General features: G+C 74.3%; 16 protein-coding genes and 1 pseudogene. 10 read left to right on the top strand and 7 right to left on the bottom strand.

From position 1 onward, the window contains the following. Positions 1–118: 118 nt before the first annotated feature. From ACZ6X9_RS23240 to ACZ6X9_RS23250, 3 genes are all read left to right on the top strand, one after another. Complete coding sequence (locus ACZ6X9_RS23240) at positions 119–460, top strand: hypothetical protein (protein WP_469779912.1); 342 nt, start codon at positions 119–121, stop codon at positions 458–460. Positions 461–982: 522 nt separating this feature from the next. Next, entirely contained in the window at positions 983–2,101 is a 1,119-nt protein-coding gene (locus tag ACZ6X9_RS23245; protein WP_469779913.1) for a serine hydrolase domain-containing protein, read from the top strand. A 232-nt stretch (positions 2,102–2,333) separates the two neighbouring features. Further along, positions 2,334–3,311, top strand: coding sequence for a DUF6528 family protein (locus ACZ6X9_RS23250; RefSeq protein WP_469779914.1), 978 nt, complete (start codon positions 2,334–2,336; stop codon positions 3,309–3,311). Positions 3,312–3,415: 104 nt separating this feature from the next. Here the strand turns inward: ACZ6X9_RS23250 and ACZ6X9_RS23255 are convergent, their stop codons facing one another. From ACZ6X9_RS23255 to ligD, 3 genes are all read right to left on the bottom strand, one after another. After that, positions 3,416–4,624, bottom strand: coding sequence for a hypothetical protein (locus ACZ6X9_RS23255; protein WP_469779915.1), 1,209 nt, complete (start codon positions 4,622–4,624; stop codon positions 3,416–3,418). A gap of 193 nt (positions 4,625–4,817) precedes the next feature. Beyond that, positions 4,818–5,222, bottom strand: a complete 405-nt coding sequence (locus tag ACZ6X9_RS23260; protein WP_469779916.1) for an SH3 domain-containing protein — start codon at positions 5,220–5,222, stop codon at positions 4,818–4,820. Between the two features lie 101 nt (positions 5,223–5,323). Then, positions 5,324–6,403, bottom strand: coding sequence for a non-homologous end-joining DNA ligase (ligD, locus tag ACZ6X9_RS23265; protein ID WP_469779917.1), 1,080 nt, complete (start codon positions 6,401–6,403; stop codon positions 5,324–5,326). A gap of 78 nt (positions 6,404–6,481) precedes the next feature. Between ligD and ACZ6X9_RS23270 the strand changes: the two genes are divergently transcribed. Then, positions 6,482–7,558, top strand: coding sequence for an ATP-dependent DNA ligase (locus ACZ6X9_RS23270; RefSeq protein ID WP_469779918.1), 1,077 nt, complete (start codon positions 6,482–6,484; stop codon positions 7,556–7,558). 764 nt (positions 7,559–8,322) lie between these two features. Next, positions 8,323–9,327: pseudogene (locus ACZ6X9_RS23275) on the top strand (glycoside hydrolase family 6 protein); the annotation flags it as partial. A gap of 425 nt (positions 9,328–9,752) precedes the next feature. Here ACZ6X9_RS23275 and ACZ6X9_RS23280 read toward each other — a convergent pair. Beyond that, entirely contained in the window at positions 9,753–10,598 is an 846-nt protein-coding gene (locus tag ACZ6X9_RS23280; RefSeq protein WP_469780065.1) for an esterase/lipase family protein, read from the bottom strand. Positions 10,599–10,826: 228 nt separating this feature from the next. Here ACZ6X9_RS23280 and ACZ6X9_RS23285 point away from each other — a divergent pair, with 228 nt between their 5' ends. Continuing rightward, on the top strand, positions 10,827–11,705 hold the full coding sequence (locus tag ACZ6X9_RS23285) for a class I SAM-dependent methyltransferase (RefSeq protein WP_469779919.1): 879 nt from the start codon (positions 10,827–10,829) through the stop codon (positions 11,703–11,705). 102 nt (positions 11,706–11,807) lie between these two features. On the opposite strand, the gene ACZ6X9_RS23290 is transcribed toward ACZ6X9_RS23285, so the two are convergent. Further along, positions 11,808–12,929 (bottom strand): hypothetical protein, encoded by a 1,122-nt coding sequence (locus ACZ6X9_RS23290; RefSeq protein ID WP_469779920.1) that lies wholly within the window; start codon positions 12,927–12,929, stop codon positions 11,808–11,810. Between the two features lie 148 nt (positions 12,930–13,077). Continuing rightward, positions 13,078–15,078 carry a glycosyltransferase family 2 protein gene (locus ACZ6X9_RS23295; RefSeq protein WP_469779921.1) on the bottom strand — a complete coding sequence of 667 codons (2,001 nt, stop codon included), beginning with the start codon at positions 15,076–15,078 and terminating at the stop codon, positions 13,078–13,080. Positions 15,079–15,363: 285 nt separating this feature from the next. On the opposite strand from ACZ6X9_RS23295, the gene ACZ6X9_RS23300 reads away from it, so the two are divergent. The 3 genes from ACZ6X9_RS23300 (at position 15,364) to ACZ6X9_RS23310 (ending at position 17,303) form a co-directional block, all read left to right on the top strand. Further along, positions 15,364–15,492: a DUF6126 family protein gene (locus ACZ6X9_RS23300; RefSeq protein WP_469779922.1), complete on the top strand. Its 129-nt coding sequence runs from the start codon at positions 15,364–15,366 to the stop codon at positions 15,490–15,492. Positions 15,493–15,854: 362 nt separating this feature from the next. Continuing rightward, on the top strand, positions 15,855–16,217 hold the full coding sequence (locus tag ACZ6X9_RS23305) for a DUF6233 domain-containing protein (RefSeq protein ID WP_436780917.1): 363 nt from the start codon (positions 15,855–15,857) through the stop codon (positions 16,215–16,217). 120 nt (positions 16,218–16,337) lie between these two features. Then, positions 16,338–17,303 (top strand): hypothetical protein, encoded by a 966-nt coding sequence (locus ACZ6X9_RS23310; RefSeq protein ID WP_469779923.1) that lies wholly within the window; start codon positions 16,338–16,340, stop codon positions 17,301–17,303. Between the two features lie 82 nt (positions 17,304–17,385). Here the strand turns inward: ACZ6X9_RS23310 and ACZ6X9_RS23315 are convergent, their stop codons facing one another. Further along, positions 17,386–17,808: a hypothetical protein gene (locus ACZ6X9_RS23315; protein WP_469779924.1), complete on the bottom strand. Its 423-nt coding sequence runs from the start codon at positions 17,806–17,808 to the stop codon at positions 17,386–17,388. A gap of 262 nt (positions 17,809–18,070) precedes the next feature. On the opposite strand from ACZ6X9_RS23315, the gene ACZ6X9_RS23320 reads away from it, so the two are divergent. Beyond that, positions 18,071–18,520 (top strand): VOC family protein, encoded by a 450-nt coding sequence (locus ACZ6X9_RS23320; RefSeq protein ID WP_469779925.1) that lies wholly within the window; start codon positions 18,071–18,073, stop codon positions 18,518–18,520. The last annotated feature ends 49 nt before the right edge of the window (positions 18,521–18,569 follow it).

The following is an 18,569-nucleotide window of genomic DNA, read 5'->3' on the forward strand; positions in this document are numbered from 1 at the left end:
GGCGTCAGCCGCCTGCCCGATCCCGTCAGGTCGTGTCCGTCGTTCACGGTCATGTCGGAGGCCGTGCCGTTGGTCGTGGCCGTGTCGGCAGGCCAGGGTGGGCTTGTCGCGTGTCGAGTTGTTCGAACGCATCCGCCGGGACGTGCGTGTTGAGCCGCCGCTGTCGCAGCAGGCTCTGGCGAACAAGTACGGGGTCCATCGGCGGACGGTGAAGCAAGCGATGGCCTCGGCGGTCCCGCCGCCATGGAAGGCCGTCCGCAGGAAGTTCCGCGTCCTGGACCCGGCGGCGGAGTGGATCGACGCAAAGCTACGGGAGGACCTGAAGGCCCCGCGCAAGCAGAAGCACACGGTCGAGCGGATGTTGCAGCGGCTGGCTGAAGAGCATGACTTCGACCGGGTTTCGTACTCCACGCTGCGGGACCACGTCCGCAAGCTATGCCCGGTGGGATCCGGACGGTGATCCGGCGGTCGCCGTCGGCGCGCCGGGCGCCTCGGGGCTGCCCTTGATCAGGTTTGGCGGTCTCCCCAACCGCACGTTCCAGCGACCTGACGCTCCCTCACCTCGCGTCCACTCCATGCCCTATTGAACCGGCCACCCTGTCACCCCCTGCCCCCTGCCCACCACTAACCCGACAGGATCACCGCCTCGATCCAGGCGAGGTGGGCGGCGAGGATCTCCCGGAACGCGGTGTCGCGCTCCGCCCCGAGGGGGCGGAGGTCGCGGGCGCGGCGGTTCCGCGGCCGCGTCCAGGGCCTCCTCGGTCGACCAGCGCTTTCGCCGCGCCACGCCTCTCCTCTCCTCTCCTCTCACCGGATTCCACCCCACCAGTGCACTTGGCGTTGCACGCACCGCGTGCATAATGAGGACGTCGGCGCGCCGAGCCGACCCGGCAACGGGCAAAGCGGTGCGCCACCGTGCCCTGTTGCCCGGGCCGGGGACCGGCGTGGAGCTCGTCCCGGGGGAGACGAAAGGACGCATGACGTGCCGAACCCACTGGAATCCGCGGCGCTCGACACCGCCTTGGAGAACGTCCACCGTGCCGGCATACCCGGCCTGTTCGCCGAGGTCCGGGACGGCGATCGGGTCTGGCGCGGCGCCGCCGGGGTCGCCGACCTCGTCACCGGCCGCCCGGTCACCGCCGACATGCGGCACCGGGTCGGCAGCGTCACCAAGACGTTCACCGCCGCCGCGGTCCTTCTGCTCGCCGAAAGCGGGCGGATCGACCTGGACGCGCCGGTCGGCACGTACCTCCCGGAGCTGGTTCCCGGGGAACGCGGTGCCACGATCACCGTCCGGATGCTGCTCGACCACACGAGCGGCCTCGCCGAGTACCTCCCGTACGCCTACCCCTCCCTCAAGACGTTCCCCGACTTCGCCGGCACCGGCCCCCAGAGCCTGGACGATCACCGGTTCACCCGGTTCGACCGCACCGAACTGATCACCATGGGGGTCACCGCACCTCTCGCCGGCCCCCCGGGCGGGACCCCGGGGGTGTACTCCAACACCAACTACCTGCTCCTCGCCGCGCTCCTGGAGCGGATGTCGGGCACCACGGCGGAGCGGTACATCACCCGGAACGTCATCGAGCGCGCCGGGCTCCGGAACACCGAGTTCCCCGTCGGTCCCGAGCTCGCCGGGCCGCACTCCCGGATGTACGAGGCGTGGTTCGGCATGATCGACCCGCCGCGCGACTTCAGCGTCTTCGACATGTCCTGGGTCGGCCCCGCGGGCTCGCTGGTCTCCACCGTCGCGGACCTCAACCGCTTCTTCGGCCTGTTGCTCGCCGGGGAAATCGTCGGTCCCGCCTCGCTGGAGCGGATGCGGCGCACTGTCCCGGTCGTCTCCCAGGAGGGGAAGACCATCGAGTACGGACTCGGCCTGCACCCGACGAAAGCCCCCGGTCAGGACACCTTCTGGGGTCACGGCGGCACGGTCTGGGGCGCCGGCACCCTGGCCGTGACCCGTGCCGACGGCGGGCGGCAGGTGGCCGTGGCGGTGAACACGCAGCGGTGGAACCGGTTCGACTCCTCGGGCAGGCCGCGGCCCCACCCCATCGACGACGCGCTGGCGGCCTTCGTACGGGTGGCGATGTACGGCTGACCGGGCCGGGCCGCATGCCTCGTCCCGCTCGCGGCGGTACGCACCCGGCGCCCGAGCCCGGCCGCGGGCGCCCCGCCACGCACACACACCCCACACCCCACACCGCCGTCAGCACGGAGACCGGCGAACACTCCCCAGGGCGAACTCCCCGCCCGCCCGGGCGTGGCACCGCACCCCGCGTCGGCGTCCGGCCCATCCTGACCCCCGTGCACATCCCCCATCCGGACCGCCCGTGCGACGCCCGCTGACGGCCGCCGTCGCCGTGCTCGTCGCGCTGTCCGCCCCCACCGCCGGCGCGCAGCCGAGGGTGGCCGGGGGCCGGGGCGCGGCGGCGACGCCCGTCGTCGCGGCCGACCAGGCCACGCGGGCGGTGCACGTCCTCCGTTCCGACGCGCGGAGCTGGGACGTGAGCCGGGGCACGGGCGTCCTGTGGTCCTGGAGCGCCGACGACCAGCCGGGGCTGGCCGACCTGGAGCCCGGCTCGTCGTGGAGCAACCCGAGCGAGGCCAAACTCCGTGAACTCGGCGGCCACCGCTATCTGCTGGCCACCGCCTCGGGCGGGCTCGCGGCGGTGGTGGGGTACCCGGGCCGGGACGTGTACTGGGCCGCCCACACCGGTCCGGGCAACGCGCACAGCATCGACCTGCTCCCCGACGGCAACGTCGCGGTCGCGGCCAGTACCGGCGGCTTCGTCCGCGTGTACGCGGCCTCGACCGGTTCGCGCGCCACCCGGCACGCGGAGGTGCCGCTGCGCGGCGCGCACGGTGTGCACTGGGACCCCCGGACGCGCCTGCTGTGGGCGCTGGGCAATCGGGAGCTCGTCGCCCTGCGCGTGGACGGCCCGGCCGACGACCCCGGCCTGACCGTCGTCCATCGCAGCGCCCTGCCGACCCGCGACGGCCACGACCTCGCCCCCGTCCTCGGTACCAAGGGACGCCTGTGGGTGACCACCGGCACGGCCGTGTACCAGTACACGACGGGCGGACACCGCTTCGTGGACTACCCGCAGAGCTCCCGGATCAGCGCCCCCGGCGTCAAGAGCATCGGCGACGACCCGGCCACCGGCCGCGTCCTGATCGCCCGGCCCGAACCGGGCCACTCCTGCGTCTGGTGCACGTCCGTCCTGACCTTCCACCAGCCGGACGGCACCAAGCGGCTGGTGCGCGGCGCGATGTACAAGGCCCGCTGGTGGACGTCCCGCCGCGACTGATGCGGCCTCAGGGGCCGGGGCCGGACAGGCCACCGGAGGGCCGACGCCGGCTCCCCGGGGCCGGGGCCGGACGAGCCGTCGTACGGACGGAGGGGGCCCGTCCCTCAGCGGGAGACCGGCCTCGGCCCCTCCGCCAGCCGGGCGCGGACGTCCGCGGCGGCGTCGAGGCTGCCGGGCACCTGCTCCCACAGGGCGAGGAGGGCGGGGGCGAGCAGGGGCGCCCGGTCTCCGCTGTGCTGCCAGCAGTAGTGGGCGCGTTTGAGGGCCGCGACCGCCTCGGCGTCCGCCGGGCCGCCCCTGGCCAGCCGGTTGGCGGCGGCCGACATCCACAGTTCGGCCGCGCGCGGATGGTCTCCTGCCAGCCGGGCGAGGTCGGCGCGGACCTCGATCCACAGTCCGGCCTCGGCGCTCTGCGGCCCGTGCCGGCGCAGCACCTGCTGCTCCCAGGCGGCGGCCATGGCGGCGGCCTCGTTGTGCCGGCCGGCGTTGGCGGCGGCCAGGATGCGGGGCAGCGCGTCCTCCTCCCGGGCCGGCGCCGGCGGCTCGTCCGGCCGCGCGGACTCGACGGGGGCGGCGGGGGCGATGGCCGCCGCGGCGGGCGGCGCGGGGAGGGCCGCGGCCGGGGCCGCGTGCGCGGGGTTGGCCAGGACGGGCCCGGGGGTGCCGTGCCGGAGGACCAGCCGTCCGTCGGGCAGCCCCGCCTGGTCCAGGGCCAGTTGGTGGAGCAGGGCCGGGTCGAGGACGGGCCCCGCCGTGGGATGGCCGAGGTCGAGGGCGGTGAGGAAGGCCCTGGTGTACGGCGAGGCCTCGGCGGGGGCCCGGTCCGGGCTGGGGGTGACGACGCCGCACACCGCCGGGCCGGAGGTCAGCCGTCCGTCCCGGACGGCGGCGGCGACGTGCGGCCAGGATCTCTCGTCGGCCTCGACGTCGACGACGAGCAGCGTCGGTCCGACGCGCTCGCCGAGGGTGCGGGTCAGCCACTCCCAGGGCAGCCCGGTGTAGCGGACCGTGGCGGGGGTGCTCTCACGGAGCGCCAGGTGCACCTCCCCGCCCTTGCGGGCCGGCACCATCAGGTGGCCGGTGACCCACACCAGCAGCGGGCCCGGCACGCCGGCGGCGTCCCGGAGGTAGGCCAGCACGCTCTGCGGCCCGGCCATCGCCGGGAGCTGGACCACGTCCGCGGTCGCGGCCGCGAGGAAGCCGCGCGGCCGGGCCCCGGCGACGGCGTGCGCGGTCGGGTTCGGCAGGAGGCCCCGCCGCCGGTCAGGGGTGCCGTCCAGCAGCAGAACACAGCCATGGGTCAGGTGGTCCAACGCGTTCTTCCTTCCGGCCGATACGTAAGCTCGTGCCCCTGGCGTGGTGCCCGGTGCCGGATCCCACGTCCGTGCAGTACGTGAGGCAACTGTAGGCGCCCTCACGCGTATCGGCTCCGGCAATCACCCCGTGCGCGCGGGGTGGGGGTCCCGTCCCGCGCTCGGACGGGACCCCGTGCGCCCTGTGGGCGCGTCAGCCCATGGCGTTGCGCGACTCGGCGGTGTCGTCCACGGCGGTGCGGTTGAGCATGCGGCAGTAGGGCACGTCGGCGGCCTTGTTGTCGATGTACTTGGCCGCGACCCAGGTCTGGCGGTCCCTGAGCTGGTACCAGACGTTGTTGCCGCCGATCTCCTGGGCGCGGACCTTGCACCGCAGGCCGATCTGGATCCGGTGGCGCAGGATGCCGCGCACGGAGGCGTCGGTGCTGGGCAGGGCGCGCTCGTTGACACCGGTGCGGGCGCTGACCGTGCCGTACGCCCGGGCGGCGCCGTCCGGCGTCGCCCCGGCCGGTGCGGCGCACAGCACGGTACCCGCCGCGGTCGCCGCCAGCACGCCGGCGACGAGCCGGCCGGCACGGGTCGCGAGTCTCCTGGACATGGAACTCCTCTGGTACGAGGTGGGAAGAGAGCATTGCCCAGTTTCCACCACTTATGTCCGGGTATGCACGACAAGAGGCACCAAGCCGGACTGGCGTGTCGTCAGGTTTCGCTCTCTCGCCGACGTTTGGCGCCCGTTCGGGCTCCCCCGTCCCCGCCGTCGCCTTGCTCCCCGGGCTCCTTCTTCGCCCGGCTGGGCTGGACGCGCTTGGGCTCGCCCCGCATCTTGGGGTGCTCCGGCGGGTAGGGCAGGTCGCCGAGCCCGTGCTCGCTCTCGTCGCGGGCGGCGAGCTCCAGGGCGGCCTCCAGGGCGCAGGCGTGGTCGGCCATGTCCGCGTGGACGTCGCCGAGTTCCGCGTACCGGGCCGGCATGGTGGTGATGTCGAAGTCCTCGGGGGCGGCGCTCTCCAGTTCCTCCCAGCGGAGCGGCGCGGAGACGGGGGCGTGCGGACGGGGCCGGACGGAGTAGGCACTGGCGATGGTGCGGTCGCGGGCCGTCTGGTTGTAGTCCACGAAGATCTTCGCGCCGCGCTCCTCCTTCCACCAGGCCGAGGTGACGTGCTCGGGCATCCGCCGCTCCAGTTCCCGGGCGACGGCGATGGCCGCCCGGCGCACCTGCACGAACGTCCACCGCGGTGCGATGGGCACGAAGACGTGCAGGCCCCGTCCGCCGGAGGTCTTGGGCCAGCCGGTCAGCCCGAGCTCGTCGAGCAGTCCGCGCAGCTCCAGGGCGGCGCGTACCGCGTCCGCGTAGCCGGTGCCGGGCTGCGGGTCGAGGTCGATGCGCAGCTCGTCGGGGTGGTCGGTGTCGTCGCGGCGGACCGGCCAGGGGTGGAAGGTGAGGCAGCCGAGGTTGGCGGCCCAGAGCACGGCGGCGGTCTCGGTGGGGCAGATCTCGTCCGCGTACCGGCCGCTGGGGAAGGCGATCCGGCCGGTGGGGATCCAGTCGGGGAGGTTCTTGGGCGCCCGCTTCTGGAAGAACGACTCGCCGCCGACGCCGTCGGGGTAACGCTCCAGGGTGGTCGGCCGGTCGCGCAGGGCCCGCAGGATGCCGTCGCCGACGCTGAGGTAGTACCGGGCGACGTCGTACTTGGTGTAGCCGCGCTCCGGGAAGTAGACCTTCTGCGGGTTGGACAGCCGTACCGTCCGCTCGCCGACGGTGAGCTCCAGCGTCTCTGCCATGCGGCCACGCTAAGGCGTGCGGGCGGCCGGGCGCCTGTCGGCGGGCGGGCCGGCACCGCCGCCCGCACAATCGGGATCATGGACCTTCCGGTGATGCCGCCCGTGGAGCCGATGCTGGCCAAGCCCGCGGCGACGATCCCCCCGGGCATGCAGTACGAGGCCAAGTGGGACGGCTTCCGGGCCGTCGTCTTCCGGGACGGCGACGAGCTGGAGCTGGGCAGCCGCTCCGGCCGCCCGCTGACCCGCTACTTCCCGGAACTGGTGGCGGCCCTGAAGGACCGCGTGCCGGAACGCTGTGTGCTGGACGGCGAGATCGTCGTCGCCCGGGGCGGGCGGCTGGACTTCGACGCCCTGCTGGAACGCATCCACCCGGCCGCCTCCCGGGTACGCCATCTGGCCGAGACCACCCCCGCCGCGTTCGTCGCCTTCGACCTGCTCGCCCTCGGCGACGCGTCGCTGCTGGCCACCCCGCAGCGCGAGCGCCGCGAGGCGCTGGAGGACGCGCTCCGCGATGCCGGCGACCCGGTCTTCACCGCCCCCGTCACCTACGAACTCGGCGTCGCGCACCACTGGTTCGAGCGGTTCGAGGGCGCCGGCCTGGACGGGGTCGTCGCCAAGCCGCCGGACCTGCCGTACCGCCCCGGCGAACGCGTGATGGTCAAGGTCAAGCACGAGCGGACCGCCGACTGTGTCGTCGCGGGCCTGCGCCCGCACAAGAGCGGACCGGTCGTCGGCTCGCTGCTGCTGGGCCTGTACGACGCCGCGGGCCGGCTCCAGCACGTCGGTGTGTGCGGCGCGTTCACCATGAAGCGGAGGCAGGAGCTGATGGCGGAACTGGAACCGCTGCGCATGCCCACCGCCGAGGGCCACCCCTGGCAGGACTGGGCCGACGCCGACGCCCAGGCCGCCTCCCGCCTTCCGGGCGGCCCCAGCCGCTGGACCGGCAAGAAGGACCTCTCCTGGGTCCCGCTGCGGCCGGAGCGGGTGTGCGAGGTCGCCTACGACCACATGCAGGGCGACCGCTTCCGCCACACGGCCCGCTTCCGCCGCTGGCGCCCCGACCGTGATCCGGGCGGCTGCGTGTACGCGCAGTTGGAGGAGCCCGTGTCGTACGACCTGGCGGAGGTGTTGGGGGGCAGCGGGCCAGGGAGGTAGAGAGAGCTGTGCGGGGAGAGGGTCAGGGGACGGGGTGCGGCCGGGGCGTGCCCTTGACGCGGCACGCCGCGCCCGCGGGCTCGCCGGCGGGCGCGGCCTCCACGATGTCGCGTCCGCTCCGGGGCCCCGCCGGGCGCGGTGCGGACACCGTACGGGTACGGATACGAGTACGGGTACGGCACGGACGCGGTACGGGTTCCTTGGCCGGCGCGGGTGGGTGGGCGGGCGGCCCACCATGTCCCGTCCCGCATAAACGCCTCGCTGCCTCGCTGCCGACGTCCGCGCCCGCGTGCTCCACGAGACGGTCCCGATGCCGCCGCCGCGGATTCCGCCTCGCGAGGAACGCGGGCGGACCGAGCCACCGTCCCCGACCGGCCCTCACCCCCTCGCGCTGCGGCGACGGCACCCGCGACCGCCACCCGGCGGACGCGCACGCCGGCCTCGGTCCGTCCGGCGTCGCCCCCCGACGTCGGCACGGCGCGACCGTGAAGTGAGCAGGGGAAGCGGAAGGCCGCCGCCCGCGGAGGGGACGGCGGCCCGCCTCGCGCGTGTGGGCGCGGCCACCGTCGGTACGGCGCCACCGTCCGCAAGCGTCAGGACGTCACGCGGGCACCCGCACCCCCTGTCCCCGGGCCGCCCGTCCTCGCTCACCCGTCGGGGCCAACCGCCGACCCACACGGCGCAAGCCCGCGCGACCTGACGGCCCGCCACATTACAGCCTGGTAGCACGACGGATCCCCAGGTGAAGGGTGGAGCCCATGCGCATGACGAGTACGGCCCGCGTTCTCGTGCACGCCCGGCGGGGGGCCGTTCTGTTGGCGAGTGCCGGGGCGGTGTGCCTGCCGCTGTGCCCGGAACGGGCCGGTGCCGCGGACGGGGCAGCGGCGACCGCCCCGTTCTGGGTGGAACCCTCCGGGCCGGCGGTGCGTCAGGTGCGGGTATGGCAGGAACGCGGGCGGGAGGAGGACGCGGAGGCGCTGCGGCGCATCGCCGACCGGCCGGCGGCGGACTGGCTGCCGGGGGACGATCCCCGGGCGGAGGCCGAGCGGGTGACGCGCGCGGCGGCCGCCGAAGGACGTGTCCCCCTGTTGGTGGCGTACAACATCCCGCACCGCGACTGCGGCCAGTACTCGTCGGGCGGCGCGCCCGACGCCGCGGCGTACCGCCGGTGGGTGGCCCGGGCCGCGGAGGGCATCGGCGACCGCCGCGCGTGGGTGGTGCTGGAACCGGACGCCCTCGCCCACCTGGCCTCCGGCTGCTCGTCCCCGCCGGAGGCGCTGGCCGAGCGCCCGGTTCTGCTCGCCGAGGCCGTGCGGGCGTTCAAGGCACTGCCCGGGACGTCGGTGTACCTGGACGCCGGCAACGCGGGCTGGGTCTCCGACCAGCAGCGCCTGGCGGACCTGTTGCGCCGGTCGGGTGTGGGGCAGGCGGACGGTTTCGCGCTGAACGTCTCCAACTTCCACACCACGTCCGTCACCCGTGCCTACGGGGACCGGCTGTCGGCCCTCGTCGGCGGGGCCCACTACATCATCGACACCAGCCGCAACGGCAACGGCCCGCCGCCCCGGCAGGAGGGCAAGGAGGACGCGGGCGACGAGGCGTGGTGCAATCCGCCCGGGCGTGCCCTGGGGGCGGCTCCCACCACGGTGACGGGGTCTCCGCTGGTGGACGCCCTGGTGTGGGTGAAGCGGCCGGGCGAGTCGGACGGCGCCTGCCGGGGCGCGCCGCCGGCCGGGCACTGGTGGGCGGAGTACGCGCTGGGCCTCGCGACGACGCAGCCGACGCTGCCCGAGGCACCCCCTTCGGGGGTCGCCCCACCGACGGCCACCGCACCGCCGTCGGCTGCCGCACCCGCGACGGCTGCCGCGCCGCCGACCTTTGCCGCACCACCGACCGTTGCCGCGCCGCCGGCCCCACCCGCTCCCACGGCCCCGCCCGTACCTCCCGCTCGGCAACCGGCTCCCGCGCAGGGCGCACCCGCCGCACAGCAGGCGGGTCCCGCTCCGGCACCGGCCGCCGCGCCCGGCGTCACGCCCACCCCGGCCAGTCCGGCCCTCCCGGCGCCCGGGTCGCCCGCGGCACAGCCGCCCGCCCCGGCCGCCGCTCCCCCGCCCGCCGCCCCGGCACCGGCGCCCGGCCTGACTCCCGCGCCTCCGGGCGGTTGAGCGACGGGGTGCGGTGCCGGCGCCCCCTCCTACCTGCCCGTCGCAGCCGCCTCATCGGCGGGCGCGCAGGTCACCGGCGTGGCGTGGGCCGGGTCGAGCGCGTTGGTCACCAGGTGGAAGGTGACGGGATCCGCGAGGGCCAGCACCCAGTGCCCGCTCGGGTCCGGCGGACACACGTCCTGGAGCGTGACGTTGTCGACGCCGGGGCCGGAGAGGAACTGGGACCGGTAGGGCACGACCACCTCGTCGTGCCGCGTCGCGACGACCGTGTAGCGCACTCCCGGCACCACGTCGCCGTCGCGGTTGAGCGCCCGGAGGAAGTCGGATCCGGCGAGCTGCTCGCGCAAGGCGGGGTGGTGGAGCAGTGCCCCGGTGGCGGGGGCGACCCGGGTCGCCGTGTGCAGCCCCAGGAGGGTGGTGCCGTGGTTGCTGGGCGCGAGGCCGACCAGGTGGTGGACCTTGGGGGCGCCGCCGAGGAACCGCAGGTAGTAGCGCGGCATCATGCCGCCCTGCGAGTGACCGACGATGTCCACCTGCCGGGCGCGGGCCGTCGTGAGGACCGCGTCGACGAAGGAGGCGAGCTCACGGGCCGAGTGGGCGATCGGCCCCAGGCCGGCCGCGCCGGGGGCGTCGGGCACCCGCCCGTAGTCCAGGGAGAAGACGCAGTATCCGCGGCGCACGAGGTGTCCGGCGAGCGCCGGCCACGTGGCCGCGGAACCCAGCCAGGTGCCGTGGACGAGGACGACGGGGCGCGGGTGGGCGGCCGACGGCCGACAGCCCGGGTCGTTCCACCCGCCCCGCTGTCCGGCCGGGGCAAGTGCCGGGGCGGGGGCCGCGGTTGCCGACCCGACGGCCGGGGACGCCGCCCAGCCCATGAGCGCGAGGATCGGGAGGAGCAGGAGCAGCAGGGGTCTGGGCGTCGGGTGCGGTGTGGTCACTGCGGCGCTCTCCTGTTCGGCCGGTGGCGAAGTAAGCGCGGACCAGGGCAGGTTGCCCCCTCGGCGCTCAGCCGGAACCGCGCCGGGACCCGCTCGTGCGTTCACCGTGTCCACCGGCGGGAGGCTTTTCCGTCGTCCGCCGCCCGGCCCGGGTAGATACCGCGCATGTCGACTCCCGGCGAGGGACACCCGCCGCCGCCTCCCGTCCCGGCCGGTCTCCCGGTCGTCGCGCGGACGTGCCTGTGGACGCTCCATCACCGGGCGGCGGCCGCCCGGCGGCGTCCTCCGCTCCTCGAGGATCCGTGGGCCGTGCGGTTGGTCGAGCGGCACGGCGACTGGCCGTGGGTGGCGTGGTTCGGCCGCCCCGGCCCGCTCGTCACGCGGTACCTGGCCCGACGGGCCGACCTGTACGACGCGGTGACGAGGCGACTGCTGCGCGCTCATCCGGCGGCGACCGTCATCGCCCTGGGAGACGGCCTGGAGACGCAGTTCTGGCGCGTGGACAACGGCACGGTGCGGTGGCTGTCGGTCGACCTCCGCGACACCGTGACACTCCGCCGGGCCGTGCTGCCCCACGGGCCCCGGCAGCACACCGTCGGCTGTTCCGTCACCGAACCGGCGTGGGCCGAACACCCCGCCGTACGCCCACCGGTGATCGTCACCGCCCAGGGGTTGCTCATGTACCTTTCCCCGGCCGACGTCGCCGCCCTGCTCCGGCTCTGCGGCATCCGCTTCCCGGGCTGCGTCTTCCTCTACGACACCCTTCCCCCCTGGTTCACCCGCCTGGCCGCCCCCGCGCTGGCGCACGGCGGCACCTTCCGCTTCCCTTCCCTCCGGGGCATCGGCGCCCGCTCCGGCCTCCTGCCGCCCCCGGAGGGCGGGGGCACCGCGGCCGTCCACGCGATCACCCCCGTCGCGCTCCGCCCCTGGGCGACCGTCCCCCCGCCGCTCGGCCGGACTGCGCGCCTCTGCCGGGAAGTCGTGCCCACCTTCGGCTACCTGGAGCTCCCCGTACGGAGTCCGGCAACGCGAGGACGACGGTGAGGGCCCGGCGTGCCGCGGCATTCCAGCGGGCACCGGCACGCAAGCGGGTTCCGGGGCTCGATCGCGCCCCGGCCCACCGGCCCTTCCGCGTCGGCCGCCGTCTCACATGCCGCGTATGCGCCCGCCGGGCCCGCCCGTGCCGTCGGCGCCGCCGCCTACCATGCGCGCCAGCGCCCCGGTGATCTCGCGCAGCGAAAGCCGCTGTGCGCCGGACGGCGCGTCGATCTTCACGGAGGCGCCCCGGAAGCCGACCGTCAGGGGCAACCGGGCGCGCACGTCCTTGTCCAGCTCGGCCATGTCGACGGTGACGGCGGACAATCGGCCGTCCTTGACGGCGACATCGAAGGTGACGTCCTTGTCCGGCGCGTTCTCCAGTGCGCCCAGGCTCCTGTCCTTGCCGGCCTTGCGCAGTTGCCTCCGCACCGGCTCCAGGGCCTCGGAGAGCTGCCCGGCGGCCTTGCGGGCGGGGACGGTGACCTTGACGTGCTCGGCGCCGTTCCTGGTGCCGGCGTCCTTGACCTCGGAGTTGTCGGTGAGCGCCTTGCGGAGGGCGTCGGCGACCCGCTGCCGCGTCCGCGCGTCCAGTCCGTCGGTGGATCCGCCGTCCCGCTCGCGCTTCTCGGCCGCGAGCTTCTCGAACTCCGCGGAGTCGAGGACGACCCACTGTCCCTTGAGCGCGTTCCTCACCGCGGCCAGCGAGTCCGGCATGCGGTCGATCTTCGTCAGCGCGTCGTCGAACTCGCGGCGCTCGGCCCGTTCCTTGGCGTTCTTGGGCTTCACCATCCCGGCGAACGCCTTGACGTCGCCGCGCAGATACATCTTGCGGTCGACCGACCGCAGTTCGGCCAGGACCGTGCCGTCCTTCTTGGTGAGCCGTCCGGCGACAGACGGGCGGGCTCCGTCTCCGCCGCCCTTCCCGTCCCGGTCGTTGCCGCCGCCCTTGCCGTCCCCATCGCCCTCGCCGGCCCGCTCCTTCAACGGTCTGTCGGACACGACGGCGTAACTGACCTTCAGATCGGCGAGCAGACCGGCTTCTTCGCGATCGAGCCCGTCCTTGCCGTCCTTGCCGTCCTTCAGCGCGGCATGGACCTCCTCGGCGTTCGCGTCGAGCGCGAAGTCCACCGCGACGGCCTTGTCCTCCCCCAGTCGTGCGAACGCTTTCTCCAGCCTGGCGCCGGCGCCGGGCTTCTCCTCCGTGCCGCAGGCCACCGCGGTGCTCGCCACGACGAGCGCGCAGCAGGCGACGGCCAGGCCGGTGTGTTTGGTAGCGATGACGATCCCCCCAGATCGAATACGTGTCTGAGTAGACTCAATTACACACAGTGACCCCCTGTCAACTGTTTTCCGTCCGGAGTCGCCACGCGGCGGTTCGCTACACCGGCGTCCGCTGCCCCACCGGCCGGGCGGACTCGGGGTCCTGGCCGCCTTCCCGCCCCGCGTCCGCCAGGGCCGGCGCCGGCCCGCGGCGGCGCTGCGCCAGCAGCCCGGCCTGCCATACGCCCAGCGGGACGAGCGTCGTCACCAGGCCCAGGAACGCCCAGATCCGCATCGCCGTGTGGGCGTGGCTGAGCACGTAGGAGGCGAGCAGCGCGAACCCGAGGACGGCACCCCACGTCAGATGGGTGCGGAAGGTCAGTACGCGGTCCGGGCTGGCGGAGTCGCCCTTCGGCGTGACGACGAACCGCGAGCGGCGGCGCAGCAGGGCCTCACCCAGCGACCGGGCGTACAGCGGCGCCGAGAGGGCGGACATCAGCATGCCCGCGGTGCCGGACGAGCCGGCCGGTTCGTGGGGACTGACGTTGTGGCGGCGGTTCCAGACGTAGAGCCCGATCTGGAGGGCGGCGGCGTCGCCGTAGAGCATCAGCCACACCTGGGACTCGACGTTGATGCCGGAGGCACCGAGGGCCAGGAAGAGGACGCACGAGACGGCGCCGAGCACCCAGTTGAGCGCCGCCATGGGGTAATAGGCCACCATCAGGGAGTAGTTGATCACCCGGCCGGGCGACATCGTCCACACGGCCCGCCAGAACTGGCGGAGGAGCGTCTCGTAGGTGCCGCGGGACCAGCGCAGTTGCTGGGAGAAGAAGTCGGTCCAGGAGGAGGGGCCCTCGCCGACGGCGAGTACGTCGGGGGTGTAGACGGAGCGCCAGCGGCGCCCGGTGGCGGGGTTGCGGCGGCGGTGGATCTCCAGGCCGGTCGCCATGTCCTCGGTGATGGAGTCGTAGAGGCCGCCGATCTGACGGAGCACACTGACGCGGACGCAGTTGCTGGTGCCGACGAACATGGGGGCGCCGTAGGCGTTGCCCGCCCGCTGGATGAGGGCGTGGAAGAGGAACTGCTGGCTCTCGGCGGCCTTGGTCACCGCCGTGGTGTAGTTGCCGTAGACCTGCGGGCCGACCACGAAGGCCACGTCGGGGTCGCGGAAGTACCCCATCATCCGTTCCAGGAAGTTGGGCAGGGGTACGTGGTCGGTGTCCACGCAGGCCATGAACTCGTAGTCGTCGCCGTGCGCGTCGAGCCAGGCGTTGTAGTTGCCGTGTTTGGTGCGGGCCCGGAAGCTGCCCGAGGGCTGGTTCCACCGTTCGACGCCCTTGCGGGTGAAGTGGCGGACGCCGAGCCGCTCGCAGAGCCGCTTGACCTCGGGGTCGTCGCCCTCGTCGAGCAGCCAGACGTCCAGTACGCCGTCGTGCCTGACCCGGACCGCGCCCTCCAGGGTGGCGCGGACCATGGACAGCGGTTCCTTTCCCGGCACGAAGCTGGTGAGGAACGCGACCCGGGTGCCCGGCTGGGCGCGGACCGGGACGGGGTCCCTGGCCACCCAGGTGGCATGGGCGTTGGACACCACGTTGACCAGGCGGAACGTTTCGATGAGGCCGATGGACAGCGTCATCACGGCGTCGGCGACGCGCTCCCACTCGTCGATGAAGGGCCGCTCCACCCAGTGCTCGGGCAGCATCAGCCACACCAGGAGGGCGAGGGAGACCAGGGGAGCCGCCGTCACCAGCAGCAGGGCCCCGAGCTGCCCCCGGATGCCGCCGGCGACCAGGCGCCGGTAGCGCACCCGGTAGACGCCGGCGGGGGGCTCCGTCAACTCGCCCGCCAGTCTGCTGAATCCGTCGTAGTCGTAGTCCGGCGGGGGTCCGGCCGGTGCGGCGGCGACCGGGCCGCCACCCCGGGGGCCGTCCGGGCCGCCGGCGCCCGGTCCGCCGGAACCACCCGGGGTTCCGCCGCCCGAGCCGGGGGGCCCGCCGGGGGCCGAGCCGCCGCGGCCGCCCAGGGCGGGGACGACGTCGGCCGGGCCGCCGTCGAACGGCAGACCGCCGGCGGCGATCCCGCCCGCCGGGAGGGCGGCGGCCGCCCCCTCGCCGGACACGTTCGCGGCTTTCCCCCCACGGGCCGCCGCAAGCCGGGCCTCACGCGCAGAAACCGCCACCACTACACCCCCAGCCGCACAACGGACAGACGGGACCAAGCGGCTTCAAGCTAACAAACCGACCCTATGATCATGTGACAAACGCACCGGACATGCCCTGACTGCCCCCACATGGCCCCACGCGGCCCCACCCACCCCCCACGCCCCCAGCCCCCGGACACACCCGAGGGGTGACCACACTCTCGTGACCTACGATGACCGAACGGTGTTCGACGGGAGCGAGGCATGACAGACAGCGAGAAGTACGCCGAGAAGGCGATCGGCTGGCGCGTGCTGATCTACGTCGTCCTCGGCCATCTGCTGGCCGGCTTCATCTGGCTGCTCTTCTACCTGGGCTCGCACGCCTCGCACTGAGCCCCTGCGGCCCGGAATCCCACCCCGGCCGTCCCGACTGCCCCGGCCGCCCCACCCGCGGCGCCGCGCCTCGTGCTCCGGCCGCCCCCAGGACGGCGCCGGACGGTCCGGTGTTCACAAGGACAGGTGATTCCCGAACATACGGAATGCCCGCCTCCGACGGCTGTCCGATGCCACCTCGAATACACGCTTGTCCTATGCCGGACGAGACGGCGCAGCCACGGCCGTCCGGCGGCGCCCACAGGGCCGCGGGCACATGCCGAGGCGAACCGTACACCCTGGTCAACCCGCAGGTGAGCGCAGTGAGATCATCCTTCGGATCAGGGGTCGGGGCGGCTTCCGCGCTGCTACTGTCCCCGGTCATGGAGGAGCTCTTCAGCCCAGACGAACTCGACCGTATCGAGGCCGCGGCGCACCGCGTCGGCCGCTCCCCGCACGACTGGATCCGCGAGCTCGTGCTCAAACGCCTTTCCGGGGATTCCGATCAGACGCACATTTCCCAGCGGAGGACCCTGCGTCCCGATTTCGAGGACGCGGTCTGGCCGATCACCCTCTACCGCCGTTCCGGCGGCGTTCTCCAGGAACTGCACCACGCCGGGTGCTGGGTGCCGAAGGGCGGCGAGGACACCCTGACGACCGCCGAGGCACGGGCCCAGATGGCCACCCACGACGTCCGTCCCTGCGACGCCTGCCAGCCCGACCGGTTCCTCACCCCGTACGCCTGAGCCCCGCCGCGCCCGGGCTCCCGCGCCGCCCCGGCGCCCGGGCACCCGTAGGTCCGGGCGAGCACACCAACTACGCTGTCCACGTCAAGATCATCAGATGGCTGGGCGGGGTTGTTGGGCATGAGGGCAGGGACGCGGCTCACCGGGTGGGCGACATTGCTCGTCGGGTACGCCACCGCACTGCTCGCCGTCCTCCCCTACGGCACCGTCCCCTTCGCCGAACAGCCGCCCAAGCGCCACCTGCTCTGGATGGTGGGCGCCACGGCGGCCTGCGCCCTCTGCTGGATCCTGGCCTCCCTGGTCGCCCGCGCGCGCCGGCGGGCCGCGCTGCGCCGCGAGGCCTCCCGCCGGAGGGCCGCGCGCGGACGGGCGGCACGCCGCCGGGCCTCGCGCCGGGGGTACGGGGCGTGGCCGGAGCCGCCCCGGTCCCGTGTCCTGTGCTGGGTGCTGGGCCTAGGCATCGCCTTCGCCAGCGCCGCCGCGCTCAGCCAGGCGGTCGGCCCGGACGGGGCGCACGGCCGGTGGCTCGCCGAGATGAACCGGGCCGGCGGGCGCACCCACCAACTGACGGTCGCCCAGGTCGTCGGCAAGTCCCAGGTCACCGGCGCGGTGGAGCGGAACGTCGAGGAGTTCAGCTCCACGATCGTCGTCACCGTGCCCTTCGACTCCGGCCCGCGTCAGGTGACCGTCGACGGCGTGCGCACCCAGGGGGAGCTGGAGCAGGGCCGTTCCATCAAGCTGCTGTACGCCCCGAGCCGCCCCGAGCTGGGGGTGCGCCCGGCCTCGGACGACGACCTGTCGTCCACCGTCGGCCGCATCGTGGTCCGGCCGGTGATCTGGATCCTGGCCCTCGTCGCCGGGCTGAGCACGGCCGTCGCCATGCACCGCCGGGAGGCGGGGGTGGCCCGGGCCCGGCGCTTCGAGCCCTGGGTGCACCTGCCCGCCGCGGTGTTCCTGGCCGGCGGGGTGGTGCTCGTCCTCCCGCTGCTCACCGGCTTCCCCGACACCGCGACGGGCTGGGGGCTGGCCGCCGGCTCGGCGGCCGCCCCGTGGCTCGCCCTGGCCTGGGTCGTCCGGACGAGCTGAGCGAGGCCGCGTCCGAGCGGCGGACGTGCCGGGGGCCGGCCCCGGCCGTCGGCCCGGACCGGCCCCCGCACCCGCCGTGGTGTCAGGTGCGGCGGCGGCGCAGCGCCTTGCGCACGAAGTGGACGATCAGCCAGATCGCGATGATCACCAGGAGGATCACGACGATCAGGATGACGAGCAGGGTCTTGCCCAGCCTCTTGAGGAAGCCCTTCTTCTTCTTTTTCTTCTTCTCCTTGGCCAGGACCCGGTCGTCGGTGTCGGCCCGCTGGACCCACGCCGTCCGCCCGGCCTCGGCCGCGGCTGTGGTCCCCGTCTCCGCCGCGGCGGCCGGGTTCGCGGCGGTCACCGCGCGCACCTGCTGTACCGTCCGGGCCTCGGCCCGGCCGACCGCGGCCGACGCGGGCGTGGCCAGCAGAGCGGTGCCCAGCGCCAGCGCGACGACAGCGGAGATCCGGCGGGCCAGGCGCCCCCGGTACCGCTTCCCGTGCCGCTGCTCGCTCTTCATCGACGCCCCCAAATTCCGGTGCTGATTGGCTGTCGGACCGCCGGCCGGCCGGCATGCTCGGCGGCCGCCTGACGGAACCCCCCATTATCCGCACATCGCCCGGTGGTGAGCAGAGCGCGTTCCGCGCGAGGGAGCGGAGTCGGTTCCACGCCGATAGCCTGTTCGATCATGTGGCGACCGTGAAGGGCTCCGGCGCGGCGGGGCCCGACAGCGGGTCACGTCCCGTCTGCCCCTTCCCCCACCCCCTACTCCTGGAGACCCCATGGCCCTGCACTGGAAGCTCGTCGTCGACTGCGCCGACCCGAACCGGCTGGCCGCCTTCTGGGGCGCGGCCCTCCGCTACGAGGTCGAGGACCACGACGCCCTCATCGCCCACCTGCTCGGCGCCGGCGCCGTCGGACCGGAGGCCGTCGTCGAGGTCGCCGGCCGCCGGGCCTGGCGGGAGCTGGCCGCGATCCGGCACCCCGACGACCCGTTCGACGCGGAGCGCGGCATGGGACTCGGACGCCGGATCCTCTTCCACGCCGTCCCCGAGCCCAAGCGGGGCAAGAACCGGCTCCACATCGACGTCCACGCCGCCGCCGGTGAGCGTGACGCCGAGGTGGCGCGCCTGGAGGGGCTGGGGGCGTCGGTGCTGCGTGTGGTCACCGGGCACGGCGGCGGGCATGTGACGATGACCGACCCCGAGGGCAACGAGTTCGACGTGCAGTGACCCGGCCGCCCCGGAGGCCCGGCGCGTCGGCGGACGTGCGTTGCTCCGG

Source organism: Streptomyces sp. NPDC052910 (genome assembly GCF_055585605.1).